At 63.8% G+C, this 26783-nt stretch carries 19 protein-coding genes; 10 read left to right on the plus strand and 9 right to left on the minus strand.

Translation table 11 applies throughout. The features are described from left to right. Positions 1-2: 2 nt before the first annotated feature. Positions 3-1115, minus strand: coding sequence for a 4-hydroxyphenylpyruvate dioxygenase (gene hppD / locus NKH02_RS24705; RefSeq protein WP_352882220.1), 1113 nt, complete (start codon positions 1113-1115; stop codon positions 3-5). A 137-nt stretch (positions 1116-1252) separates the two neighbouring features. Between hppD and NKH02_RS24710 the strand changes: the two genes are divergently transcribed. After that, the gene (locus NKH02_RS24710; RefSeq protein ID WP_127270128.1) at positions 1253-1720 is read left to right on the plus strand and encodes an Lrp/AsnC family transcriptional regulator; all 468 of its coding nucleotides are present in this window, start codon (positions 1253-1255) and stop codon (positions 1718-1720) included. A 13-nt stretch (positions 1721-1733) separates the two neighbouring features. Here the strand turns inward: NKH02_RS24710 and NKH02_RS24715 are convergent, their stop codons facing one another. From NKH02_RS24715 to aztA, 6 genes are all read right to left on the minus strand, one after another. Further along, entirely contained in the window at positions 1734-2072 is a 339-nt protein-coding gene (locus NKH02_RS24715) for a protein tyrosine phosphatase family protein (protein ID WP_352882223.1), read from the minus strand. Positions 2073-2140: 68 nt separating this feature from the next. Continuing rightward, complete coding sequence (locus NKH02_RS24720; protein ID WP_352882225.1) at positions 2141-2578, minus strand: DUF6691 family protein; 438 nt, start codon at positions 2576-2578, stop codon at positions 2141-2143. 10 nt (positions 2579-2588) lie between these two features. Continuing rightward, the gene (locus NKH02_RS24725; RefSeq protein WP_352882228.1) at positions 2589-3005 is read right to left on the minus strand and encodes a YeeE/YedE family protein; all 417 of its coding nucleotides are present in this window, start codon (positions 3003-3005) and stop codon (positions 2589-2591) included. A 119-nt stretch (positions 3006-3124) separates the two neighbouring features. Then, the gene (gene aztC / locus NKH02_RS24730; RefSeq protein WP_352882230.1) at positions 3125-4066 is read right to left on the minus strand and encodes a zinc ABC transporter substrate-binding protein AztC; all 942 of its coding nucleotides are present in this window, start codon (positions 4064-4066) and stop codon (positions 3125-3127) included. A gap of 28 nt (positions 4067-4094) precedes the next feature. After that, complete coding sequence (gene aztB, locus NKH02_RS24735; protein WP_352882232.1) at positions 4095-4970, minus strand: zinc ABC transporter permease AztB; 876 nt, start codon at positions 4968-4970, stop codon at positions 4095-4097. After that, complete coding sequence (gene aztA, locus NKH02_RS24740) at positions 4970-5776, minus strand: zinc ABC transporter ATP-binding protein AztA (RefSeq protein WP_352882235.1); 807 nt, start codon at positions 5774-5776, stop codon at positions 4970-4972. Before aztA ends, aztB begins: the two co-directional genes overlap by 1 nt. A 227-nt stretch (positions 5777-6003) precedes the next feature. Here aztA and NKH02_RS24745 point away from each other — a divergent pair, with 227 nt between their 5' ends. After that, complete coding sequence (locus NKH02_RS24745) at positions 6004-6348, plus strand: RidA family protein (RefSeq protein ID WP_352882237.1); 345 nt, start codon at positions 6004-6006, stop codon at positions 6346-6348. 46 nt (positions 6349-6394) lie between these two features. Here NKH02_RS24745 and hutC read toward each other — a convergent pair whose 3' ends face one another. Both hutC and NKH02_RS24755 read right to left on the minus strand, forming a co-directional pair. Further along, positions 6395-7135 carry a histidine utilization transcriptional repressor HutC gene (gene hutC / locus NKH02_RS24750; protein ID WP_352882240.1) on the minus strand — a complete coding sequence of 247 codons (741 nt, stop codon included), beginning with the start codon at positions 7133-7135 and terminating at the stop codon, positions 6395-6397. After that, positions 7132-8484 carry a formimidoylglutamate deiminase gene (locus NKH02_RS24755; RefSeq protein ID WP_352882242.1) on the minus strand — a complete coding sequence of 451 codons (1353 nt, stop codon included), beginning with the start codon at positions 8482-8484 and terminating at the stop codon, positions 7132-7134. The genes hutC and NKH02_RS24755 overlap by 4 nt, the downstream gene beginning before the upstream one ends. 96 nt (positions 8485-8580) lie before the next feature. Here NKH02_RS24755 and hutI point away from each other — a divergent pair, with 96 nt between their 5' ends. The 8 genes from hutI to NKH02_RS24795 all read left to right on the plus strand — a co-directional run bounded on the left by hutI (position 8581) and on the right by NKH02_RS24795 (position 26705). Continuing rightward, positions 8581-9816 (plus strand): imidazolonepropionase, encoded by a 1236-nt coding sequence (gene hutI, locus NKH02_RS24760; protein ID WP_352882245.1) that lies wholly within the window; start codon positions 8581-8583, stop codon positions 9814-9816. Next, entirely contained in the window at positions 9813-11348 is a 1536-nt protein-coding gene (gene hutH, locus NKH02_RS24765) for a histidine ammonia-lyase (RefSeq protein WP_352882247.1), read from the plus strand. The genes hutI and hutH overlap by 4 nt, the downstream gene beginning before the upstream one ends. Positions 11349-11412: 64 nt before the next feature. Next, complete coding sequence (hutG, locus tag NKH02_RS24770; protein ID WP_352882249.1) at positions 11413-12231, plus strand: N-formylglutamate deformylase; 819 nt, start codon at positions 11413-11415, stop codon at positions 12229-12231. A 26-nt stretch (positions 12232-12257) separates the two neighbouring features. Then, positions 12258-13928, plus strand: a complete 1671-nt coding sequence (gene hutU / locus NKH02_RS24775) for a urocanate hydratase (protein WP_352882251.1) — start codon at positions 12258-12260, stop codon at positions 13926-13928. A 12-nt stretch (positions 13929-13940) separates the two neighbouring features. Then, a complete protein-coding gene (locus tag NKH02_RS24780) occupies positions 13941-14528 on the plus strand; it encodes a HutD/Ves family protein (RefSeq protein WP_352882263.1) in 588 nt (195 codons plus the stop codon). A 267-nt stretch (positions 14529-14795) separates the two neighbouring features. Next, complete coding sequence (locus NKH02_RS24785) at positions 14796-23399, plus strand: glycoside hydrolase family 94 protein (protein WP_352882253.1); 8604 nt, start codon at positions 14796-14798, stop codon at positions 23397-23399. A gap of 511 nt (positions 23400-23910) precedes the next feature. Continuing rightward, positions 23911-25692, plus strand: coding sequence for a glucan ABC transporter ATP-binding protein/ permease (locus NKH02_RS24790; protein ID WP_352882256.1), 1782 nt, complete (start codon positions 23911-23913; stop codon positions 25690-25692). Positions 25693-25925: 233 nt separating this feature from the next. Then, a complete protein-coding gene (locus NKH02_RS24795; RefSeq protein ID WP_352882258.1) occupies positions 25926-26705 on the plus strand; it encodes a heme ABC transporter permease in 780 nt (259 codons plus the stop codon). Positions 26706-26783 lie beyond the last annotated feature (78 nt).

Consider the following 26783-nt stretch of genomic DNA (forward strand, 5'->3'; position numbering starts at 1 on the left):
CCTTACTCCGCCGCCTGAACCTTGATCACCCCGCGCTTGATCTGGTCCTGCTCGATCGATTCGAACAGCGCGCGGAAATTACCCTCGCCAAAGCCTTCGTCGCCCTTGCGCTGGATGAACTCGAAGAAGATCGGTCCGATCACGGTTTTCGAAAAGATCTGCAGCAGGATCTTGGTCGTGCCGCCGTCCACGACACCTTCGCCGTCGATCAGGATGCCGTGCTTCTTCATCCGCTCGATCGGCTCATCATGGCCGTTCACCCTGGCATAGGACATGTCGTAATAGGTATCCGGCGGGCCGGGCATGAATTTCAGCCCGTTTTCGGCCAGCCTGTCGGTGGCGGCGTAGATCTCGTCGGTGCCGACGGCGATGTGCTGGATGCCCTCGCCATTATACTTTTTCAGGTATTCGGCGATCTGGCTGGTCTCGTCCTTGGACTCGTTCAGCGGAATACGGATCTTGCCGCAGGGCGAGGTGATGGCGCGGCTGACAAGGCCGGTGATCTTGCCGTCGATGTCGAAGAAATGGATCTGCTTGAAGCCGAACAGATTGCGGTAGAAATCCCACCATTTGTCCATCTGGCCGCGATAGACATTGTGGGTCAGGTGATCGAGGTAGTAGAAGCCGACGCCTTCCGGCCGCGGGTCACGCTCGCCCAGCCATTCGAACTCGGCATCATAGGCCGAACCTTTCTTGCCGTAGGTCTCGATGAAATAGAGCAGCGAGCCGCCGATGCCGACGATTGCCGGCATGTCGAGCGCCTTGTCGGCGCCTTCGTAAGGCGTGGCACCCTTGGCAACGGCATGGTCGAAGGCATGCTTGGCATCGACCACGCGCCAGGCCATCGAGGCGGCGCAGGGGCCGTGCTTGTCGGCGAATTTCACCGCATGCGAGCCGGGCTCGGCATTGACGACATAGTTGATGTCGCCCTGGCGCCAGACTGTGATGTCCTTGTTGCGGTGCTTGGCCACCGCGATATACCCCATCCGGGTGAACAGTTCGGCGAGCTTCCGCGGCTCCGGATGCGCGAATTCGACGAACTCGAACCCATCCGTGCCGGCGGGGTTGTCCTTGCTGATCTTGGCGGGTGGGGCGTCGTGCGGGAAGGGGCCCATGATATTCCTCCAAATCTGGCTTGGCCTGAAAAGGCCATCTGGCGCCATCATAACGCGGAGCCGGTGCACGGTGCTTGCATTCAAACGCTTGAAATGGTCATCTCATGCGCGAAGTATGCATGATGTGGGGCAAAACCATGGATGAGGCGCGCATTGACCAGTTTGACCGCAAGATAATGGCGCTGTTGCAGGGCGATGCGCGGCTGACCAACAATGATCTTTCGGAACGCGTGAACCTGTCGGCGTCGCAATGCTCGCGCCGCCGCCAGCGGCTGGAGGAGGACGGCTTTATCAAGGGGTATCGGGCGGTGCTCGACCGCGACAAGCTCGGTTTTTCCTTGGTCAACGTCATATCGGTGACATTGGCCACTCACAATCGCGACAATGCGCGGCGCTTCGGAGAACTGGTGGCGCGGCTGCCCGAGGTGCAGGAAGCGCACGCGCTGACCGGCGAGATGGACTACATCTTGAAAGTGGTGACGCCCGATTTGAAGTCGCTGTCGGAATTCGTCAACGGCGTGCTCCTGCCGCACGAATCCGTGCAGCATGTGAAGACGGCGATCGTGCTGGAGACACTGAAGGAAACCGGCGCGCTGCCGATTTGACCCTTGAGCCGATCTAGCCCTTCGACTGCTGGATCAGCCCGTAGAGATTGGTGCAGCGCGCGCCTGAACGGCAATAGGCGAAGACCGGGCCGTCGAGCTCATCCAGTGCCTCGGCCTGATCCTCGACATTCTCGGCCGTGATCTGGCCGCTGATGACGGGGATATAGCGGAAGGCGAGACCGGCGGCTTCGACGGCCATCTTGAGCGTGTCGGCCGAAGGCTGGCTGGGCTGCTCGTCGTCGGGTCGGTTGCAGATGACGCTCTTGAAGCCGGCGGCCTTGATGGCGGCGACGTCTTCGGGCTGGATCTGGCCCGAGACCGAATAGTCCTCGCTGATCTCACGATATTCCATGACGATGTCCTCGCAATCTGATTTGTCGGGAGTCTTGCCATTCCCTGACGTGGCCGGCAACTCGAATCCTATGCCGCGGCCGGCTGAGCGAGCCTTGCCCTGGCGAAACGCGCCACAACGATACCGGCAATCACTGCCGCGACAAAGATTGGTGTCGCTGAATAGCCAAGACCAAGGGCAGGGATGGCACCGCCGGGACAGAAGCCGGCAATGCCCCAGCCGATGCCGAAGACCGCGGCGCCGCCAATCAGCTCCGCGTCGATGGCACGCTTCGTCGGCAGCGCGAAGGCGATTTCGAATACCGGCGCCTTGCGGCGGCCGAACACCAGCCGGTAACCGGCGAAGGCGACCACCAGACCGCCGCCCATGACGAAGATCAGGCTTGGATCCCATGTGCCGGTAATGTCGAAGAAATTCAGTACCTTTGCTGGATTGATCATTCCGGAAACGGCGATGCCGAGGCCGAAAACCCCGCCGATCAGGAATGCCGAGACGAGCTTGTTCATGGGTTCAGCCTCAGACCACGTGGCGGACTATGAAGACGGTGGCGAAGGCGGTGATCATGAAGGTCGCGACGGCAGCGAACGAGCGTGGCGACAGGCGCGCAATGCCGCAAATGCCGTGACCGCTCGGGCAGCCGGCGCCGAAATGCACGCCGATGCCGACGAGCAAGCCGCCGACGACAAGTGCGAGCGTCGGCACAGGCACGCTGAAGGCGATGTGTCCGCCGACAGCTTGGTAGGCAAGCGGCGCCGCCACGGCGCCGACGAGAAAGGCGGCCCGCCACCGCCATTCGGAGGAAAGTGGCGGGATGATACCGGTGAGGATGCCGGTCATCCCGGCAATCCGGCCATGAAAAGCCATCAGCAGCGCCGCCGACAGGCCGATGAGAGCGCCGCCAAGCAGCGACTGGAACGGGGTGAAGTCTGTCATGGAGCGCCAGCTTTCGAACTGAGGTATATCTGCGTGAGACGATTATAACGCAGATATACCTTTCCGGCGGAAAATCCCGCTGGGCTATCTCGTCCGGCCGGACCGAAGGTGTCGGTCAATCAGCTGCCGAGGATCGCTCCTTTTATTTGGCGGATGTTGTTGTGCATCATGTCGATATAGGTCGAGGCCGGGCCGTCGGGCTGCGACAGCGCATCCGAATAGAGCGTGCCGCCGACCTTGATGCCGGTCTCGCTGGCGATCTGCTCGATCAGGCGCGGGTTGGTGATGTTCTCGACGAAGATCGCGGTCGCCTTGTCCTGCTTCACCTGGGTGACCAGCTTGGCGACATCGGCGGCGGACGGTTCGGAGTCGGTCGAGATGCCTTGCGGAGCCAGGAAGGTCAGGCCGTATGCGTGTTCGAAATAGCCGAAGGCGTCATGCGAGGTGATGACCACGCGCTTCGCTTCCGGGATCGAGGCGATCGCCGCTTTCACTTCACCTTCGACCGCATCGAGCTTCTTGGTGTAGGCGGCGGCATTGGTCTGGTAGCTGACGCAGCCGTCGGAGTCGGCCGCGCAGAAGGCCTCGGCGATGTTGTTCACATAGATCTTGGCATTGGCGATCGACTGGAAGGCGTGCGGATCGGTGACCGTTTTGCCGCCGCCGGTGCCGGCACCTTCGGCCGCGTCGGCATCGGCGAATTCAGGCTTGAAATCGATCGGCGTCACGCCCTTGGTCAAGGTGACGATCGAGGCCTTGGTGGCGCTGGCATCGACAAGCCGCTGCAAAAAACCTTCGAAATGCAGGCCGTTGACCAGCACGATATCGGCCTTGGCCATGGCCACCGCGTCGGCCGGGCTCGGCTCGTAGACATGGGCGTCGCCATCCGGCCCGACAATGGTGGTAACATCGATGCGGTCGCCGCCGACATTTCTGGCGAAATCGGCGATGATGGTGAAGCTGGCGACCACCTTCAGCGGTGCCGCGAAGGCCGACGATGCGCCAAAGGCGGTTAATGTTATAACGCTCATCGCCAGGGCGGCGCGGATCGATTTCAGCATGGGCGGGTCTCCTTTTAGGGGCGGGGGATCAGGCCGTTCTGTGACGGTGATGGATGATGCGGGCGCGCAGGATGCCGCGCGTGCCAAACAGGATCGAGGCGAAATAAACGACGCCAGCCGACAGGATGATAGCCGGGCCGGACGGCAGCGACGCGTGATAGGACAAAAGCAGCCCGGCGATGCAGGAGACAAAGCCGATCAGCACCGCCAGCACGCACATCGGCTCGACGCGCGCCGTCCAGAAGCGGGCGGCGGCGGCCGGCAGCATCATCAGCCCCACCGACAGAAGCGTACCGAGCGCCTGGAAGCCACCGACGAGGTTGAGCACGACGAGCCCAAGGAAGATGAAATGCACCGGACTGCCGAGCCGGCTGACCGAACGCAGGAACAGCGGGTCGAGGCATTCGGCGACCAATGCCCGCCAGAAGATGGCGAGGCTGGCCAGTGTCACCGCGACGATGCCGCCGATCAGTGTCAGTGCTTCATCGTTGAGCGCCAGCACGGTGCCGAACAGCACATGCATGAGATCGACGCTGGAGCCGCGGATCGACACCATCAGCACGCCGATGGCCAGCGAAATCAGATAGAACGCCGCCATCGAGGCGTCTTCGCGCTGGATGGTGAAGCGCGATACGGCGCCTGCGCCGAGCGCGACGATGATGCCGGCGATCAGGCCGCCGATGGTCATCGGCAGGATCTCCAGTCCATAGAGCAGGAAGCCGGCGGCGGCACCCGGCAGGATGGCATGCGCCATGGCGTCGCCCGACAGGCTCATGCGCCGCAGCATCAGGAAGACGCCGACCGGGCAGGCACCGAGCGACAGCATCAGCGAACCGATCAGGGCCCGCTGCATGAAGCCGAAATCGGCGAAGGGCGCGATGAAAAGACCGTAAAGCGTGTCCATCAGGCGGCCCTCGGTCCGATGCCATGGTGATGATCATGGCCATGATGGTCGTGATCGTGCCCATGAGCGTGCTCGTCTGGCTCGCACCAGGGCGCATTCTCTTCCCAGGCTTCGTGGAAGCGGCGGGCGCGCAGCAGGTTTTCGGGCTTCAGCGTTTCCCTTGTCTCGCCCCAGGCAATCGGCTGGCGGGCGAGAAGCAGCGTTTCGGGGAAATTCTGCCGCACCAGATCGAGGTCGTGGACGACCACCATGATGGTCCGTTCCTCGCCATGCCAGTGCTTGATCAGGGCAATGAGGTCGCCAACCGTCTTGGCGTCGACGGCGTTGAACGGTTCGTCGAGCAGGATGAGGTCGGCGTCCTGCAGCAGGACACGCGCAAACAGCGTGCGCTGCAACTGGCCTCCCGAAAGCGTGTCGATCGGACGCTTCTCGAAGCCGCCGAGGCCGACCGCCATTAGCGCCTTGCTGACGTCGTCGCGATCTTGCCTGGTGTAGCGGCCAAGCAAGCCGCGCCGTGGCCACAGGCCAAGCGAGACCAGATCCACCACCCGTGCCGGAAAGGAGCGGTCGAGTTCCGATTGTTGCGGCAGGTAGGCGGCGCGAACGCCAGGCGCGCGGATGACCTCGCCGGCCATCGGCTTCAAGACGCCGACAATGCCTTTCATCAGCGTCGATTTGCCGGAGCCGTTGGCGCCGACGACAGCCGTCAGCGAGCCCTTGCGGATGGTGCCGTCAAGATGATGGATCGCCGGATGGCTACCGTAGCCAAGCGTCAGGTCGCGGAATGTCAGGCAGGTGTTTGTCATTCTGCGATCCGTGAGGCGGCGAAATCCGGCTGCTGTTAGCGGCCGATTGGATATGTGATGTTATTACATTAGTCAACAAGCCAGTCCGGCGGAATTGCGGCTGCCGGGTCAACTTGCCGTGTAAGGACGTCACGCGCCGTTGGCCCAAGGGGATTTGACCGGGCGACCTTGCCCGAAGTCGGCTGCAACTTTAAAGAGACGCAACCGACACAGGAAGGAACCATTCAATGAGCATTCGTCGCATCGATGTTGGCCCGCGCATGAGCCAGATCGTCATCCACGGCAACACCGTCTATCTGGCCGGTCAGGTCGGTCAGCCGACCGGCAACGTCGCTTCGCAGACCAGGGACATCCTGGCGGCCGTCGACGAACTGCTGGCCAAGGCCGGCTCGGACAAGACCAAGATCCTGCAGGCGATCATCTGGCTGGCCGATATGAACACCTTCGCCGAGATGAACGCGGAGTGGGACAAGTGGGTGCCGCAAGGCAACACGCCGGCCCGCGCCACCGGCGAAGCAAAGCTCGCCGGACCGGAATATCTGGTCGAGATTATTATCACTGCCGCGATCTGAGGCGACGGTGAAGCTGCTGATCTCGCCCACGAGGGGGAGATCGGCCTCACCCCTGCGACGGCTTGAACCGCGCCACCAGCGTGTGGCTCTCCGCCGCATAGGTGAAGCGCACATGAGTGACCGGATGTTCGGCGCTCCATGTCCGCCGTTCGACCACCAGGCACGGCCCGCCGGCTGCGATATCGAGCGCGGCCGCGATATGCCTGTCGGCGGCGACAGCGCGAATCCGGTGCTCGGCTTCGCTCCACGGCACACGGCCGATCAGCCATGGCCCTGGCGCGATGGCGAGAAATTCCTCGTCGGCTGCTTCAGGCACGGCGGCAAGGTTGATCACCCGCTGTTCATGCGCGAATGGCCGCTCGCCGGCGAAATGCCGACACTCCATCGCCAGCACCGGCCCGGCCGCGCTCAGCTCCAGCAGTGCGCGATCCTCGGCGCTGCTCAGCCTCTTGTGTCGCGCCACGCGCTCGTAGCGATAGGCTAGGCCGAGCGCTTCGACCTCGATCCGGATGTCGTGGATTTCCAGCACCGCCGCCTGCGACTGCGGCCGGCGGACGAAACTGCCCGAACGACGCCGGCGCTCGATCAGTCCGGCCTTGGCAAGCTGCGACAGCGCCTTGTTCACCGTCATGCGCGAGCAATTGTATTGCGTGCTCAGTTCGTGTTCGAACGGAATGCGGTGACCAGGCGCCCAGGCGCCGGACATGATGCGTTCGCTGATGTCGGACAGGATGCGCTGGTGCAGCGAGCCGCCGCCTTCCGTCCCTATTGTCCCGGTCATGCTCATGCCGTAAGCGCCGTCATCACGCTGCGAAACCGCTCAGCGATGGCCTCGCGTCTGGCATGCCGGCCGCCGCTGACCTGTTTTTGGCCATGCACCCAAACGCAATCGACCTTGCTGCCGTCGGCGAAGATCCAGGCGTCGAGGATCACGTCACCGGACTTGCCGGCCAGCGAAGGACTGCCGGCGTCGAGCGAGACGAGATCGGCGGATGCGCCGGCGGCGATCGCTGAGGCGCCGGCACCAAGCGCGACGCTGCCGCCGTCAAGCGCGGCGTCGAACAGCGCGCGGCCGGTCGAGCCGCCGGCGACCGCGAGCACGTTGCGGGCGCGGTGGGCGAGGCGCTGCGAATATTCGAGCTGGCGCAATTCGTCGGGCAGCCCGATCAGAACGTTGGAATCGGAGCCGACCCCGAAGCGGCCGCCATGCTCTACGAACAGCGGCGCGGCAAAAGTGCCGTCGCCGAGATTGGCCTCGGTGATCGGGCAAAGACCGGCAATCGCGCCGCTCTTGGCCATGCCGATCGTTTCCGCATCGGTCATATGCGTGGCGTGGATCAGGCACCAGCGTTGGTCGACCTCGGCATGGCCAAGCAGAAATTCGACCGGCCGCGCGCCCGACCAGGCAAGGCAGTCCTCGACCTCTTTCATTTGCTCGGCGACGTGGATGTGGATCGGTCCGTCCGGCGCAATGGCAGCCACCTCGGCTAATTCCTGTGGTGTCGCAGCACGCAAACTGTGCGGGGCTACGCCGATAACCGCTTGATTCAAAGTGCGAAGGGATTCCCGGCTTTTCTCAACAAGCCGGGAGAACCGATTCACATCGTTGACGAATCGCCGCTGGCCTTCGTTCGGAGCGGCGCCGCCGAAAGACGAGTGCGCATAAAACACCGGCAGCAGTGTCAGGCCGATACCCGTTTCGCCGGCCGCCGCCGCAATGCGTTCGGCCATCTCGGCGAGGTTGGAATAGGGTTTTCCGTCGCTGTCGTGATGCAGATAGTGAAATTCGCCGACGCGCGAAAAACCGGCCTCCAACATCTCGACATAGAGTTGTGCCGCAACCGCCTCGACTTGGTCAGGCGTCATAGACAGGGCGAAGCGGTACATCACCTCGCGCCAGCTCCAGAAACTGTCGGCGGAGGGACCGCGAAGCTCGGCGAGGCCGGCCATGCCGCGTTGGAAGGCGTGGCTGTGCAGGTTGGGCATGCCGGGCAGCAGGATCGCGTGACGTTCGTCGCCGGCCAGCGCTGTGGCTCCAGGTTCGACGGCCGTGATGCGTCCATTGGCGCAGGTGAGCCGCACATTGTCGTGCCAGCCATTGGGAAGGAGTGCCTGTTCCGCGAAGATATCAGTCACTTTTCTCTCCGGTTCTCTGTCTCTCGTGCGATGATGGCTTGCAGTGCGTTTCAATATGTATATACATAATCGCCACCGATTGAAACGGAAAAGATGATGGTTGCAGAGAGCAAAAGCCGGGCAGGGGCGGTTCGCATCTGGCGCAATGCACGCTTGGCGACGTTGGCCGAAAACGCGGCCGGACTAGGCATCGTCGAACATGGCGCGATCGCTGCGCGTGACGGCCGCATAGTCTATGCCGGTCCCGAATCGGAGATCCCCGCGGCATTTGCCAAGGGTGCCGAGACGATCGATTGCGAGAGCCGCTGGATCACGCCTGGCCTGATCGACTGCCATACCCATCTGGTCCATGCCGGCAACCGCGCCAACGAATTCGAGATGCGGCTGGCCGGCGCCACCTATGAAGAGGTCGCCAGGGCCGGCGGCGGCATTGTCTCCTCGGTCAAATCCTTGCGGGGCGCCAGCGAGAGCGAACTGGTCGCGCAATCGCTGCCCCGCCTCGATGCGCTGATCGCCGAGGGTGTGACCACCGTTGAGATCAAGTCGGGCTATGGGCTTGATCTGGAAAATGAGAAAAAATCGCTGCGTGCCGCACGCCGGCTGGGCGGTGAGCGGCCGGTGACGATCCGCACAACCTTCCTCGGCGCCCATGCCCTGCCGCCGGAAGCCAAGGGTGACAAGGACGCCTTCATCGATCTGGTCGCCAAGGAAATTCTCCCGGCGGTTGCCGCCGAGGGGCTGGCCGATGCGGTCGACGGCTTTTGCGAGGGCATCGCCTTTTCGCCGGACCAGATGGCGCGCGTCTTCGATGCCGCCAAGGCGGCCGGCCTGCCGGTCAAGCTTCATGCCGACCAACTGTCCAACCTGCATGGCGCCGAACTCGCCGCCCGCTATGGCGCACTGTCGGCCGATCATCTCGAATACACCGATGAAGCGGGTGCGGCGGCGATGGCCAAGGCGGGAACCGTGGCGACGATCCTGCCCGGCGCTTACTATTTTATTCGTGAAACCAAGAAGCCGCCGATCGGCCTGTTCCGCCAGAACGGCGTCAAGATGGCTGTCGCCACCGACAACAATCCCGGCACCTCGCCGCTGACCTCGCTGCTTCTGACCATGAATATGGCGGCGACCTTGTTCGGCCTGACAGTCGACGAATGCCTTGCCGGCGTCACCCGCGAGGCCGCCCGCGCGCTTGGTTTGCTGGGTCAAACCGGCACGCTGGAGGTCGGTAAATCCGCCGACCTGGCGATCTGGAACATCGAGCGCCCCGCTGAACTCGTCTATCGCATGGGCTTCAACCCGCTGCATGCCCGCATCTGGAGAGGACAATGACCGAACTGACCCTGAAGCCCGGCAATGCGACGCTGGCCGACTGGCGCGCGATCTATCGCGGCGCCGTGCCCAAGCTTGACGATGCCTGCCGGCCGAAAATCAAGGCGAGCGCCGAAGCCGTCGCCAGGATCGTTGCCAAGGGCGAGCCGGTCTACGGCATCAACACCGGCTTCGGCAAACTGGCCAGCGTTCGTATCCCCGCCGAAGACCTTGAGACCTTGCAGCGCAACATCGTGCTGTCGCACGCCGCCGGCGTCGGCGAGCCGATGCCATCAGCCATTTGCCGGCTGATGATGGCGCTGAAGCTGGCCAGTCTGGCGCAGGGCGCCTCCGGCGTGCGGCCGCAGACCATCGAGTTGCTGGAAGCGATGCTGGCCAACGACGTCATCCCGGTGGTGCCGGCGCAAGGCTCGGTCGGCGCTTCCGGCGACCTAGCCCCGCTGTCGCACATGACGGCGGTGATGATCGGCGTCGGCGAATGCTTCACCCCGCATGGCCGTTTCCCGGCCAAGGTCGCCTTTGTCTCGCATGGGCTGGAGCCGGTGACATTGGGCGCCAAGGAAGGTCTGGCGCTGCTCAACGGCACGCAATTCTCGACGGCCTATGCGCTCGCTGCTCTGTTCGAGGCCGAAGTGCTCTACCAGTCGGCGCTGGTCGCTGGCGCACTGTCGACCGATGCCGCAAAAGGCTCGGACGCCCCCTTCGACCCGCGCATCCATGCGTTGAGAAAACATCGCGGCCAGATCGAGACGGCGGACGCGCTGCGCAATCTGATGGCCGGGAGCGCCATCCGTGAATCGCACCGGGTTGGCGACGAGCGCGTGCAGGATCCGTATTGCTTGCGCTGCCAGCCGCAGGTCATGGGCGCGGCACTCACCGTCCTGCGCCAGGCCGCCGACACGCTGGGCACCGAGGCCAATGGCGTCACCGACAATCCGCTGATCTTCGCCGAGGATGACACGGCCCTTTCGGGCGGCAATTTCCACGCCGAGCCGGTGGCCTTCGCCGCCGACATGATCGCGCTCGCGGTCTGCGAGATCGGTTCATTGTCGGAACGCCGCATCGCCATGCTGGTCGACCCGGCATTGTCGGGCATGCCAGCCTTCCTGACGCCGAAGCCCGGCCTGAACTCCGGCTTCATGATCCCGCAGGTGACGGCGGCGGCTCTCGTTTCCGAGAACAAGCAGAAAGCCTATCCGGCCAGCGTCGATTCGATACCGACTTCGGCCAACCAGGAGGACCACGTTTCGATGGCCGCGCATGGCGCGCGCCGGCTGATCGGCATGGTCGAGAACGCCACCGCGGTCATCGGCATCGAATTGCTGGCCGCGGCACAAGGCTGCGACTTCCACGCCCCGCTGGCATCGAGCGCGCCACTTGAAGCCGTGCGCAAGCTGGTCCGGGCCGAGGTGCCGCATCTCGACAATGACCGGCATTTCCACCCAGATATGGAAAAGGCGATCGCCATGGTGCGCAGCGGCGCGACTATTAAGGCAGCCGGCGCGATAGCGCTGCCGGGGATTGCGTCATGAGAATGCTCGCCATCATAGGCTGCGTTCCTTCGCGCCGTAGGGCTCCAACGCAGGGGGATCTCTCATGATGTCACCCTCCTGGCTCACCGTCACGCGCGGCACGGCCCCGTTGCTGGTGTCGATTCCGCACACCGGCATCGATCTCGCGGGCCTCGAGAACCGGCTGGTGTCGCCCTGGCTCGGCCGCCGCGATTGCGACTGGTGGATCGACAAACTTTACGATTTCGCCACCGACCTTGGGGCGACTGTCGTGCATACGTCGATTTCGCGCACCGTCATCGACGTCAACCGTGATCCGTCCGGCGCGTCGCTCTATCCCGGTCAGGCGACGACTGGCCTGTGTCCGACCGAGACTTTCGATGGCGATCCGCTGTATCGGGAGGGCGAAGAACCAGGGCCGTCGGAGATCGACGAGCGCCGTGAAAAATTCTTCGCACCCTATCATGCCGCTCTGCAGGCCGAGATCGACCGGCTGCGAGGCCTGCACGGAAAGATCGTCGTCTATGACTGCCACTCGATCCGCTCGGTGCTGCCGCGCCTGTTCGACGGCATGCTGCCGGTGTTCAATCTAGGCACCAATGACGGCAAGAGCGCCGATCCGGCCCTGCAGGCGATGATCGGTCAGATCATGGCCGAAACCGGCGAATCCGCTGTCGTAAACGGCCGCTTCAAGGGCGGCTGGATCACACGCCATTTCGGCCAGCCACAACAGGGCGTGCATGCGCTGCAGATGGAGCTCTCCAACCGCGGCTACATGCGCGAGCCCGACGGCAAGGGTATGCCGGACAATTGGCCGGTGCCTTACGATGCCGAGTTCGCAGCACCGATCCGCGCGACGCTGCGGAAAATCCTTGAGGCCGCGACATCCTGGGCGCGCGTCTGACATCAGGTCCTTTTTGGAGTGACGCCATGAACAATCCTCGCCACAACATCCGTGAAGTCCGCAGCCCGCGTGGCAGCGAAATCAGCGCGCGCTCCTGGTTGACGGAAGCGCCGCTGCGCATGCTGATGAACAATCTCGACCCGGACGTCGCCGAAAATCCCAACGAGCTCGTTGTCTATGGCGGCGTCGGCCGGGCGGCACGCACCTGGAACGATTTCGACCGTATCGTCGCCTCCTTGAGGACGCTGGCCGATGACGAGACTTTGCTGGTCCAGTCGGGCAAGCCGGTCGGCGTCTTCCGCACCCATCCCGACGCGCCACGCGTGCTGATCGCCAACTCCAACCTCGTGCCGCATTGGGCGACCTGGGAGAAATTCAACGAGCTCGATAGGAAGGGCCTGATGATGTACGGCCAGATGACGGCCGGCTCGTGGATCTACATCGGCACGCAAGGCATCGTCCAGGGCACCTACGAGACCTTCGTCGAGGCCGGCCGCCAGCATTATGGCGGCAATTTGAAGGGAAAATGGATACTGACCGGTGGACTTGGCGGCATGGGCGGCGCCCAGCCGCTCGCCGCCGTCATGGCTGGTGCCTGCTGCCTGGCGATCGAATGCAATCCCGACTCGATCGATTTCCGCCTGCGCACACGCTATGTCGACGAGAAAGCCGAGACACTCGATGAAGCGATGGCGATGATCGAGCGCTGGACCAAGGCCGGCGAGGCGAAGTCGGTCGGCCTGCTGGGCAATGCCGCTGAGATCGTCCCCGAAATATTCAGGCGCGGTATCCGCCCCGATATGGTCACCGACCAGACTTCGGCTCATGACCCCATCAATGGCTATCTGCCGAAGGGCTGGACGATGGCCGAATGGCGCGAGAAGCGCGTCAGCGACCCCAAGGCGGTCGAGAAGGCCGCCCGCGCGTCGATGCGCGAACATGTCGAGGCGATGGTGGCGTTCTGGAACGCGGGCGTGCCGACGCTCGACTATGGCAACAACATCCGCCAGGTGGCCAAGGAAGAGGGGTTCGAGAACGCTTTCGCCTTCCCCGGTTTCGTGCCGGCCTATATCCGTCCGCTGTTTTGCCGCGGCATTGGCCCGTTCCGCTGGGTGGCCCTGTCGGGCGATCCGGAGGATATCTACAAGACCGACGCCAAGGTGCGCGAACTGACGCCCGGCAACACCCACCTCCACAACTGGCTCGACATGGCGCGTGAGCGCATCGCCTTTCAAGGCCTGCCGGCGCGTATCTGCTGGGTTGGGCTCGGCGACCGGCATCGGCTCGGCCTCGCCTTCAATGAGATGGTGGCCAAGGGTGAGTTGAAGGCGCCCGTCGTCATCGGTCGCGATCACCTCGATTCCGGCTCGGTCGCCTCGCCGAACCGTGAGACGGAATCCATGAAGGACGGCTCGGACGCTGTGTCCGACTGGCCGCTGCTCAACGCACTGCTCAACACGGCATCGGGCGCCACCTGGGTGTCGCTGCACCATGGCGGTGGCGTCGGCATGGGCTTTTCCCAGCACGCAGGCATGGTCATCGTTGCCGACGGCACGCGCGAAGCGGCCAAACGCCTGGAACGGGTGTTGTGGAATGACCCGGCGACCGGTGTGATGCGCCACGCCGATGCCGGTTACGAAATCGCCATCGAATGCGCCAAGGAGCACCAGCTCAACCTGCCCGGCATTCTCGGCTGATTGCCTGAACCGATGCGCATCCTGCGTGCAGCCGAATACCGGTCGATGCCGTGGAAGAACGGCGGCGGCGTGACGACCGAGATCGCCGTTTCGCCGACTGGCGCCGGGCTCGACGACTTCGACTGGCGCGTCTCGATGGCGCGCGTCGAATCGAGCGGCCCGTTCTCGCAGTTTGCCGGTATCGATCGCACCCTTGCCGTGCTCGAAGGCGAGGGCATCGTCCTCGAGATTGCCGGTTATCCGCCGACATCCATAAACAGGGCGACCGCCCTGTTTTCCTTCCCGGCCGACGTGCGGACCTCGGCCACGCTGATCGGCGGGCCGATCACCGATCTCAATGTCATGACCCGCAGAAGCCGGATGAAGCATTCGGTCGAACGACTGGTCGTTTCGGTACCCGTGGAAATCAGGACCGAGGCGAGGACGACCCTGATCCTATGCCTGGACGGGGACATCACCGTGGGCGACATCGGATCGGTTCGCCTCGGAGCTTTGGACACGCTGGTAACAGACCCGAGCACCGCTGCCGTGCTTGTCCAGCCTGCCCACGCCACGACGCTGTTCATGATCCGGATCGGCGGCATTTCCGACAACGGTTAACGCCTGTTTCCAAACATGATCGCGATGCCGGCGAATTATAGCGTAAGCTGACGGCGGGCATCACGAAAAAGCCCGAATCCTTTCCGTCGATCGATCCCGACGGGAAGAGGGGCGCTCGTCGTTGTTTTTCGCTGAGATGACGCCCTGTCGTGGTGCGGAAACAAACTTTCGGCAAATGGGGTTTATGCAACCAATTGCATTTGAATCGGTTTTAGGGCCATTGCCGTGGCGGTGACGCCGCTGACTGCCCCGCTTACGGAATTTTCAATGAATATTCAGACGACCCCTGCCCAAATCGAGAAGACAAGCGCGAGCTTCCCGGCCATCACCGAAGAGCCGATCCGCTCCAATTACCTGCCTGAAGAGCGCCTTCGGCTGCTCGGTGAAAGGCTGGCAAAAGGCGACCTCACGGATTTGTTCGGCCTGACGCCTTTCGATTTTCAAGCCCGTGTCCGTGACAGTGCCAAGAAGATTTTGGAAGTCTACCGGTCGACGAATGCGGCGCAGGCGAGGGGCGAGACGATCACGCCGTCGGCTCAGTGGCTGCTCGACAACAATTATCTGGTCGAAGAGACTATTTTCCAGGTCAAGCGCGATCTGCCGCGCCGCTTCTATCGCCAGCTGCCGACCCTGAAACTGCCGGATAACGATAGCGTTCCGCGCGCGCTGGCGCTGGCCTGGACCTATGTGGCGCATTCGGACAGTTCCGTCTCGGCGACGATGTTCAAGGCAATCGTCCAGGGTTTTCAATCGGTCGAGCCGCTGAAGATCGGCGAACTCTGGGCGCTGCCTTCCCTGTTGCGCTTCGTCCTGATCGAAAATCTCCGCCGGCTGGCGGTCAGGGTCAACCGAACCCGTCAGATGCGCCAGATCGCCAATGATGTGGCGGACAAGGTTCTGGCCACCGACGACAGTGCCGACCGGCAGGCGATCCTGTCCAACTTCAGCGCCCATGCGCAGGACACCACCTTCGCCACCCAGCTGCTCTACCGTCTGCGCGACGGATCGCAGAATGCCGGCAAGGCCCTGGAATGGCTGGAAAGCGAACTCGAAAAGGCCGGTTCCGACGCCGAGGAAATCATCATTTCCGAACATCACACGCTGTCCAGCGGCAATGTGACGACGGGCAACATCATCCGCGGTCTGCGCCTCATCAACGACATCGACTGGACCGTGTGGTTCGAAGGCGTCAGCCGCATCGACACCGTGCTGCGCGAGCGCACCGATTTCTCCGCGCTCGACTTCTTCTCGCGTGATCAATACCGGACCGCGATCGAGGAACTGGCGCGCCGTTCGGGCCTTTCGGAATATCGCGTCGCCGAAAAGGCCATCGAGCTGGCCGGCCACGCCGCCGGCGAGACCATGTCGGGCGATGATATAGCCAATGCCGTCCCTGCCGCATCCGCCCATACCGATGTCGGGTTCTTTCTCGTCGGACCGCGCCGGCTGGAGCTGGAGAAGGCGATCGGCTATCGGCCGACCATCAGCCAGACGGTCAAACGCAGCTTCCGCAAGACCGGGTGGCTTGGCATCGTCGTACCGGTGTTTGCGCTGACGGCCCTGCTTCTCGTCCTCTCCGGCAACGCACTCACCAATCTCGGTCTGTCGGTGCCGTCGATCGTCCTGATGCTGGCGCTGTTTGCCGTGCCGGCCAGCGAGGGCGCGCTCGCCTTCTTCAATACTGTCGTATCGCTGTTCCTCAAACCGACGCGCCTCGTCGGCTACGATTACAGGCACGGCGTACCGCCCGAGGCGCGCACGCTGGTGGTGGTGCCGTCGCTGATCGGCTCGCGCGACGACGTCGAGGAGAACATTCGCAATATCGAGGTGCATCATCTCGCCAACACGGCCGATGAAATCCATTTCGCGCTGCTGTCAGACTGGCCCGACAGCAAGACCGAGGTCGATGCGGCGGATACTGAAATCCTCGAGTTCGCCCGCGCCGAGATCGCCCGTCTCAACGACCGCTATCCCTCCGAAGGCGCGCCGCGTTTCTACATCCTGCACCGGCGCCGGCTGTTCAATGCGGCTCAAGGGTTCTGGATGGGCTGGGAGCGCAAGCGCGGCAAGCTGCACGAGCTCGACCTTCTGCTGCGCGGCGACAGCGACACCACGTTCTTGCCGCTCGACGTGCCGCTGCCGGAGAGCGTCGTCCATGTGATGACGCTCGATGCCGACACGCGCACCACCCGCGACGCGGTCGCGACCTTGGTCGGCAAGCTTTGCCACCCGCTCAATCGCCCGCATTTCGACGCCAGCAAGCGCGTCGTCACCGCCGGCTACGCGATCCTGCAGCCGCGCATCACCGCGTCGCTGACCAGCGGCGACGACGCGTCGTTTTTCCAGCGGGTCTTCTCGGCCAATCGCGGCCTCGACCCCTATGTCTTTGCCGTGTCCGATCTCTATCAGGACGTCTTCGGCGACGGTTCCTTCACCGGCAAGGGGCTCTACCATGTCGATGCCTTCGAGGCCGCGCTGCAGGGCCGCATCGATGAAAACACCATCCTCAGCCACGATCTGCTGGAAGGCGCGCTGGCGCGCGCGGCGCTGGTCACCGACGTCGAACTGGTCGAAGACTATCCGACGCGCTACTCTGTCGATGCCTCGCGCCACCATCGCTGGGCACGCGGCGACTGGCAGCTCCTCGGCTTCATGCTCGATCCGCGCTCCGGCGTGCCGGCTCTGTCGCGCTGGAAGATGATCGACAATCTGCGCCGCTCGCTGACGCCGATCTTCTGGGTGATGGCGGCGATCGCCGGCTGGACGCTGCTGCCCTTCACGCAGGCCGCGCAATGGCAGGCCCTGCTGATCCTCAGCCTGTTCATGGCGCCGACATTCGACATCGTCAACGCCATTCTGCCCAAGAGTGGCGACCAGACGCCGCGCGGCCATTTCTCGGCCCTGGCACGCGACGTGGCCTTCGGCACCGCCATGGTGGCGCTGAAGATCGTGCTGATGGCGCACAACGCCTGGATGATGGGCGACGCCATTGTCCGCACGCTCTACCGGCTGTTCGTCAGCCGCCAGAACCTTTTGGAATGGCGCACCGCCTCGCAGGCGCACAAGGCGGGCGACAATGATGTCGGATCGTATTACGGCATGATGTATGGCGCCGTGATCATCGGCTTCGTCGGCCTTGCCATTCCGGTGCTGGCCGATTCGACCGGCGCCTTCGTTGCCTTCTTCTTCGCCCTGTTCTGGATTGGCTCGCCCGCCATCGCCAGCTGGATCAGCCGTTCGGCTGAAACCGAGGATCGTCTGCGCATATCGCAGGCCGACATCCATACGTTGCGCACGGTGGCGCGGCGCACATGGCACTATTTCGAAAGCTTCGTGACATCGGAGCATCACCATCTGCCGCCGGACAATTTCCAGGAAAGCCCGGCGCCGGTGGTGGCGCCGCGCACCTCGCCGACCAATATCGGCGTCTACCTGCTGTCCGTCGTCTCCGCTCGCGATTTCGGCTGGATCAGCCTGTCCGACGCCATCACCCGCATCGACGCCACCATGTCAACGATCGAGGGCATGCCGCGCGACCGCGGCCACCTCTTCAACTGGTATGACACGACGACGCTGAAGCCGCTCTACCCGCTCTACATCTCGGCTGTCGACAGCGGCAATCTTGCCGGCCATCTGGTGGCGGTGGCGGCAGCCTGCGCCGAATGGGCGGAAGCGCCCTCCGTCCATCTTCAGGGCGATTTCGAAGGCATTCTCGACACCGTCACCATCCTCGGCGAAAGCCTCGATGAGCTGCCCGACGACCGTCGTCAGCTGCGCCCCCTGCGCCAGCGCCTCGCCGACCGTCTCGACGGCATGCGGCGCGCGGTCGACACCATCAAGGCGCAGCCGGAAATGGCGTCGATCCGCACCATCAACCTCGCTGTCCTGGCCGGCGAGATCCGCAAGCTTGCCACCGCCATCCACACCGAGGCGGCATCGCCCCAGAGCGACGTCATCGTCGACTGGGCGGCAAGGCTGGAAGCCACCTGCGAAGCCCACGTCCTTGACGCGCACAGCGACGACAACGCCGTCGAGGCGCTGCGTGCCAAGCTGCTCACCTTGCGCGAGCGCACGCGCCGCTTCGCCTTCGAGATGGATTTCTCATTCCTGATGCGGCCGGAACGCAAGCTGCTGTCGATCGGCTACCGGGTCGAGGAACACCAGCTCGATGAAAGCTGCTACGACCTTCTGGCTTCCGAGGCGCGGCTGACCAGCCTGTTCGCCATCGCCAAGGGTGACCTGCCGACCGAGCACTGGTTCCGGCTCGGCCGGCCGATCGTCGAGATCGGTTTCCAGGGCGCGCTGATGTCCTGGTCCGGCTCGATGTTCGAATATTTGATGCCGCCGCTGGTGATGAAGGAGCCGCAAGGCAGCATTCTCAACCAAACCAGCAAGCTGATCATCAAGCGCCAGATCCAGTATGGCCGCCAGAAGAACGTGCCGTGGGGCATTTCGGAAGCGGCCTACAATGCCCGCGACCGGGAACTGACCTACCAGTACACCAATTTCGGCGTGCCTGGGCTCGGGCTGAAGCGCGGCCTTGGCCAGAACACGGTGATCGCGCCTTACGCCACGATACTCGCGGCACAGTTCAACCCGCGCGAAGCCGTGCAGAATCTCGCCCGCCTCAGGGAAGTCGGCGCACTAGGCCGCCACGGTTACTACGACGCCGTCGACTTCACGCCGCAGCGCGTGCCGGAAGGCACCGACCATGTCGTCGTGCAGAACTACATGGCGCACCATTCGGGCATGTCGATCGTGGCGGTCGCCGACGCCATTTTCGAAGGTCGCATGCGCGACCGCTTCCACAGCGATCCGGTCATCGAATCGGCCGAATTGCTGCTGCAGGAGCGGGCGCCACGCGACATTCCAACCGCGACCGTCAGGACCGAGGCCGACGAACGCTCCAAGGACGAGACCGAGATCGAGAGCCCCGACACCCGCATCGTGCTCAACCCGCTGCAATCGCTGCGCTCGACCAACGTCATGTCGAACGGCCGTTATTCGGTGATGGTCACGGCGACCGGCTCGGGCTACAGCCGCTGGGGCGATCTCGCCGTCACCCGCTGGCAGCCGGACCCGACCGAGGACCGGCTTGGCTCCTACATCTTCCTGCGAGACGCCGATACCGGCGACTGGTGGTCGGCGACATCGGAGCCGAAGCGCGCGGCCGAGGAAACGGCGCAGACCTTGTTCTCCGACGACAAGGCGAGCTTCGTCAAATCGGTGGGCACGTTGCGCTCCGAGGTCGAATGTATCGTCATTTCGGAAGGCAATGGCGAGGGTCGTCGGGTCACGCTCTACAATGACGGCCCATCCGACCGTCGCATTGAAGTAACCTCCTTTGCCGAACTGGTGCTCGGCCTGGAAGCATCTGATTACGCGCATCCGGCCTTCTCGAAAATGTTCGTGGAAACCGAAATCTCTACGAATAACGCGGCGATCTTCGCCACACGGCGTAAGCGCGAGACCAGCGAGCCGGATATCGCCATGGTGCATTTCGTCACCGATCCGTCCGGATCGGCGCGCGATGCCGAGGCCGAGACCGACAGGCGCGCCTTCATCGGCCGGGGCCGTACCATCGTCGACGCAGCCGCGTTCGATCCGGGCGCCAGGCTCGGCGGCCATTCAGGCTTCACGCTAGATCCCGTCGCCTCGCTGCGCCGGCAAGTGCGCGTGCCGGCCAACAAGAAGATATCGTTGACCTTCTGGACCGTGGTCGGCGCCGGGCGTGCCGAACTGGACGAGGCTATCGCCCGGCTCGATCATCCCGAAAGTTTTGCCCGCCAGGCCATGCTCGCCTGGACGCGCAGCCAGGTCCAGACGCGTCATATGGGCCTCAGCCTGACCGATGCCGCCAATGTGCAGAAGCTGGCGCGCTATCTGATCTATCCGGATCCGTTCCTGCGTCTTCCGGCCGAATCCATCACCACGGGGCTGGGCAAGCAGTCGAGCCTGTGGCCGACCAGCATTTCCGGAGATTTCCCGATCTTCCTGGTCAGAATCGGCGATGTCGCCGATCTCGAAATCGTTGCCCAGGCGCTGCGTTTCCAGGAATACATGCGCACCCGCGGCATGATGATCGATTTCGTCGTCGTCAACGAGCAGGCGTCCTCCTATGTCCAGGACCTGCAGCGAGCGGTCGAGACGCTGTGCGAAAACAGCCGCTTGCGCGGCAAGGAGCTCGGACCTCGCCAGCACATTTTCGCGGTGCGCCGCGACCTCATGGACGAGACGACCTACAAGACGCTGCTCGCTGTCGCCCGCGTCGTCCTGCACACGCGCAACGGCACGATCTTCGACCAGATCGAGCGGGCCGAGGCGGCGGCCCTGCAGGCCCGCGACGCCCTGCTGCCGGCGGCATTGCCGGTTCCGCGTGAACTGCCGTCCCTGGCGCCCACGATGCAAGCATTTACCTCGCAGGCGGTCGCTAATGTCAGCGCCGATGGAAGCGGGCTCCGCCAGTGGAATGGATTTGGCGGTTTCGACGGCGACGGGCGGCACTATGTCGTGCGCCTGGCTGGCCGGCGCACCACACCGCAGCCCTGGATCAACGTCGTCTCCAACGCCTCGTTCGGCTTCCATACCTCCGCCGAGGGGGCTGCCTTCACCTGGAGCCGCAACAGTCGCGACTACCAGTTGACGCCATGGTCGAATGATCCGGTCTCGAACCGGCCGGGCGAGGGCCTCTACATTTACGATCAGGCCAGCGGCAAGGCGTTCTCGCCGCTCGCCGCCATGGTGCGCGATCCCTCGATGACCTACGAGGCTTGGCATGGCCAGGGTTTCTCGACCTTCCGCGCGAAGCGCGGGCCGCTGTCGATGGATCTCACCCATGTCGTCGATCCGGTAGACCCGGTGAAGATTTCGCGGCTGCGTATTCAGAATTCCGGCTCGGTGCCGGCGCGGCTGCGTGTCTATGCCTATGCCGAATGGGTGCTCGGCGGGCATCGGTCGCGCACGGCGGCAACCATCGTTCCATCTCGGGACGCTGCCAGCGGCGCGTTGCTGGCGCAAAACCCCTACGGCCTCGATTTCAGCGAGCGGGTGGCCTTCCTTGCCACCGATGGCGGCGTGCACTCGGTGACATCAGATCGCTCGGAGTTCCTGGGCCGGCACGGCTCCAGCGAGCTTCCGCAGGCGGTGCTGAGCGGTGCCGCACTATCGGACCGTGTCGAGGCCGGCGATGATCCGTGCGCGGCGATCGCCCGCGACATCGAGATCCCGGCCGGCGGCGACGTGACGCTGCTTTGGCTGCTCGGTGACGCCGAGTCCGCCGAGGAGGCGAGCACCTTGGTGCGGGAGCACCGGGTCAAGGATTTCGACCAGCGTCTGGCCGACAATGAGCGCGAGTGGCGCGGCTTCCTCGACACCATCCAGGTCGAGACGCCGGACAAGTCGCTCGACGCCATGGTCAATCATTGGCTGCCCTATCAGAGCCTGGCCTGTCGCATCCGCGCCCGCTCCGCCTTCTATCAGGCCAGCGGTGCCTTCGGCTTCCGCGACCAGCTGCAGGATACGCTGGCGTTGCTGGCGCATGACCCGCAGCTGGCGCGTGACCAGATACTCAACGCGGCGCGGCGGCAGTTCCCCGAAGGCGACGTGCAGCACTGGTGGCTGCCGCGCACCGGCGCCGGCGTGCGCACGCTGATCTCCGACGACGTGGTCTGGCTGGCCCACGCCACGGCGCGCTATCTGCTGGTCACTGGCGATGCCACCATCCTGAAGGAGCAACTGCCCTTCATCGACGGACAGGCGCTGGGCGAGGGCGAGCACGATGCCTTCTTCACTCCCGAGGTTTCGAAGAAGACGGCGTCGCTCTACGACCATTGCGCGCGGGCGCTCGACCTCGCCATCAAGCGCAGCAGCCCCGCGGGCCTGCCGCTGATCCTCGGCGGCGACTGGAACGACGGCATGAACCGCGTCGGCGGGCAGGGCAAGGGCGAGAGCGTCTGGCTCGGCTGGTTCCTGTTGAAGACTCTGGGTGACTTCGCCCCCGTTGCCAAGTCCGAGGGCGATGCCAAGCGTGCACAGGCCTGGGCAAAGCATGCCGATGTGCTGAAGCGGGCGCTTGAAAGCACGGCATGGGACGGCGAATGGTACAGGCGCGGCAGCTTCGACGACGGCAGCCCGCTGGGGTCGCGGACCTCGCGGGAGTGCAAGATCGACTCGATCGCCCAGTCCTGGAGCGTGCTTTCGGGAGAGGGCGATCCGGCACGGTCGACGACGGCGATGGAGCAGGCGACGAAGCTGCTCGTCGACGACAAGCTCAAGATCGTCAAGCTGTTCACGCCGCCCTTCTCGAAGACGGAGAAGGATCCGGGCTACATCAAGAGCTATCCGCCCGGTGTGCGCGAGAATGGCGGCCAGTACACCCACGCCGCCACATGGTTCGTCATCGCGCTCGCCGAGATGGGGCGCACCGACGAGGCCTATCGCTGTTTCTCGATGCTGAACCCGGTCAATCATGCGACCGACGAGGCCTCGGCCGAGCACTATCGCGTCGAGCCCTATGTCGTGGCGGCCGATATCTATGCCGGGGACGACAATGCCGGCAACAGCAAGGGCGGCCGTGGCGGCTGGACCTGGTACACGGGCTCCGCCGGCTGGCTCTACAGGGCGGCGGTCGAAGGTATTTTGGGCATCGAGCGGCGCGGCAAGCGCGTCCAGTTCAAGCCGAAGCTGCCCAGTCACTGGGACGGCTATTCGGCGACCCTCAAGATGCTGGGGGCGGAACTCAAGGTTCGTGTCATCCGCGACAATAAGGCCAAGGCCGTGTCGCTGGAGGTGAATGGGGCAAAGACCAAGGCTTCGGCGCTCGAACTGAAGGATGGCGAAGTTACCGACGTCGTCGTCAGGATCCCGGCCTGATGCATGTTGCCTAAAAAGCGCGCTCTCGGGCCTGGGTCCGGGAGCGCGCTTTTTAGACCATGACAGGATGAGAGGCGCCATGCCGCCCGGCGTTGCCATCGGCCCGACTGAAGGGCATGCCCCAGAGAAGCGCATGAAATCAAAGGCTTGAGGGCGCCATAGGAGTCGCGTCGAGCTGCGAGACGTGGGCTCCTGCCGCCTGGAGGCGCGCGCGGCCGCTTAGTTTTGTCCTATACTGTGCAGAAGGCGATTTCGGCCCCAGTCATCCACCCGACATTGCCGCTGATTAAAATCATGGCAGCACTCGCCAGCTGCCATGATTTCGCCGCATGCCTGACATTTTACCTGTCTTCTCAAACCGTTAGGTGATCACGGCAGATTTCGGAACGTCGCCATCTTTTGTTCGCTCCGAGGGAACTGAAGAGGTACACGGCCATTGTTTTGCGACGTATCAACCGGTACGAGTCAAAATGATGCAGTGCACAATAAACAGCATGGCGGAGTAACTGGGGTGACCCTTCTGCAAATCTACTGGCGAGCGCTCGGATATCTCGCCGCGGACAGGAAACGCGTCGCGTTGATCTGTTCGGCCAACGTGGCTCTCGCTATCGTAGCGCTTCTCGAGCCGATTATGTTCGGTCGCGTCATCGGCGCCATCTCCGAGCGCGGCTCTGTCTTCACCACGCTGGTCATGTGGGCCGGTCTCGGCGCCTTCAACATCGTTGCTTTCGTCATGGTGGCGCGCGACGCTGACCGCTTTGCTCACAAGCGGCGCAGCGAAGTTCTATGCCAGTCCTTCGAGCGCGTGATCACCATGCCGCTCGCCTGGCACCATCAGCACGGCACCTCCAATGCGTTGCACACGATGCTGCGCGCCGTCGAAACCCTGTTTAGCCTTTGGCTTGAGTTCATGCGCCAGCATCTGTCCACGGCGGTCGCCCTCGTACTGCTGGTCCCAACCGCGATCAGCATGGATCTGCGCATGTCGCTGGTGCTGCTTGGCCTCGGGCTGCTCTATGTCGGCATCGGTCGGATGGTAATGCGCCGCACCAAGGCGGGCCAAGCTGCGGTCGAGCGCCACTACCACAAGGTGTTCGCGCATGTGACCGACTCGGTTAGCAACGTTGCGGTGCTGCAGAGCTACAATCGCCTCGGCCACGAGGCCGATACGCTGCGCCGCTACGTCAAGAACCTACTCGACGCGCAGAACCCTGTGCTCGACTGGTGGGCGCTGGCCAATGCGTTGCACCGTCTGTCGTCGGCGATCTCGATGCTGATCGTGTTGTCGATCGGCTCCTATCTCGTGACTCACGGTCAGTTGGGTGTCGGCGACGTCATCGCCTTCACCGGTTTTGCCACGATGTTGATCGCTCGCCTCGACCAGATGTCGGCTTTCGCCAACCAGATTTCCGAGGCCCGTGCCAAGCTCGAGGATTTCTACCATCTCGAGGACTCCGCGGCTGATGCCGCCGAGCCGGACGGCTTGCGCGATCTCACTAACGTCACCGGCCATGTCCGCTTCGAGAATGTCGGCTTCGAATTCGCCAATTCGGGCCACGGCATCGACGACGTCTCCTTCGAGGTCCAGGCTGGCCAGACCGTCGCCATCGTCGGCCCGACGGGCGCCGGCAAGACGACGCTCATCAACCTGCTGCAGCGCGTCTTCTCGCCGTCGCATGGCCGGATTCTGATCGACGGCATCGACACCCGCACCGTGACCCGCAAGTCGGTGCGCCATTCGATCGCCACCGTGTTCCAGGATGCGGGCCTGCTCAATCGCTCGATCGAGGACAACATCCGCGTTGGCCGCGCCGATGCGAGCAACGACGAGATCCATGCCGCCGCCAACGCGGCTGCCGCGCAGGACTTCATCCTGTCCAAGAGCAATGGCTACGACACGCTTGTCGGCGAACGTGGCGGCCAGCTGTCGGGCGGCGAGCGTCAGCGCATCGCCATTGCCCGCGCCGTGCTCAAGGACGCGCCGATCCTGGTGCTCGACGAGGCGACCAGCGCGCTCGACGTCGAGACCGAGGACCGCGTCAAGGAAGCGATCGACGAGTTGCGGCGCGACCGCACCACCTTCATCATCGCCCACCGCCTGACCACCGTTCGCGACGCCGATCTGGTCGTGTTCATGGACAAGGGCAGGGTGGTCGAGATGGGCGGCTTTACCGAGCTGTCGCTGCGCAATGGCCGCTTTGCCAGCCTGCTGCGCGCCGGTGGCCTGCTCAACGACGAGGAGGTTCGCCGCCTCAGCCGCACCGTGCTGCAACAGCAGGAAGCAGCAGCCTGAGTTGGCTGTCTCTGCCTTCTCCCCTTGTGGGGGAAGGTGGCCTCGCGAAGCGAGGTCGGATGAGGGGTGGTCCAGAAAACACCAACGCCTCATCCCGTCCAGAACCCCCTCATCCGTCTCGGCGCTGCGCGCCGATCCACCTTCTCCCACAAGGGGAGAAGGGAAGCGCTGCCCAGACCTGCGACACCACCGCTCGATTGCCCCGAACGCGTCGGCGGTCTATGTAGAGCCGCATGAGCGATACGACTTCACGCCTGACCGGCTGGATGGATCTTGCCAACCCGACGCGCTTCGTCGGGCTGGCCGACAGGATCGTGCCGTGGCTGGCGTCCATCGCCGCACTCATCCTCGCCGTCGGGCTCTATATGAGCTTCGCCGCGCCCGAGGATTTCCAGCAGGGCATCACCGTTCGCATCATGTACATCCACGTGCCTTTCGCCTGGCTCGCCATGATGTGCTACACGCTGATGGCGATCTCGGCGCTCGGCACGCTCGTCTGGCGGCATCCGCTGGCCGATGTCGCGCTGAAATCGGCCGCACCCATCGGCGCTGTCTTCACCGCGCTGGCGCTGATCACCGGCTCGATCTGGGGCAAGCCGATGTGGGGCACCTGGTGGGTCTGGGATGCGCGGTTGACCTCGGTCTTCGTGCTGTTCCTGATGTATCTCGGCATCATCGCGCTGACCCGCGCGCTCGATGACGCGAGCCGCGCCGCCTGGGCCGCCGCCATCATCACGCTGGTCGGCTTCATCAACATTCCGATCATCAAATTCTCGGTCGACTGGTGGAACACGCTGCACCAGCCGGCTTCGGTGTTCCGCATGGGCGGCTCGACCATCGATCCCAGCCTGCTGTGGCCGTTGCTGGTGATGGCGCTCGGCTTCACCGTGCTGTTCTTTGCGCTGCACCTGATGGCGATGCGCACCGAAATCCACCGCCGCCGGGTCATCGCCATGCGCCGTGTCGCGGCACGGCAGGCCGAGCGGTCTCCCCCTTCTCCCCTTGTGGGCTAGCGTGCGCACACATTTGCTTCGGCGCAGTTCTTGAAGGCGCCAGATAGGGGTTGAAGAAGTTGAATCGTCTGTGATTCT

It is taken from the genome of Mesorhizobium sp. M1396 (assembly GCF_040317725.1).
Lineage (GTDB): Bacteria > Pseudomonadota > Alphaproteobacteria > Rhizobiales > Rhizobiaceae > Mesorhizobium.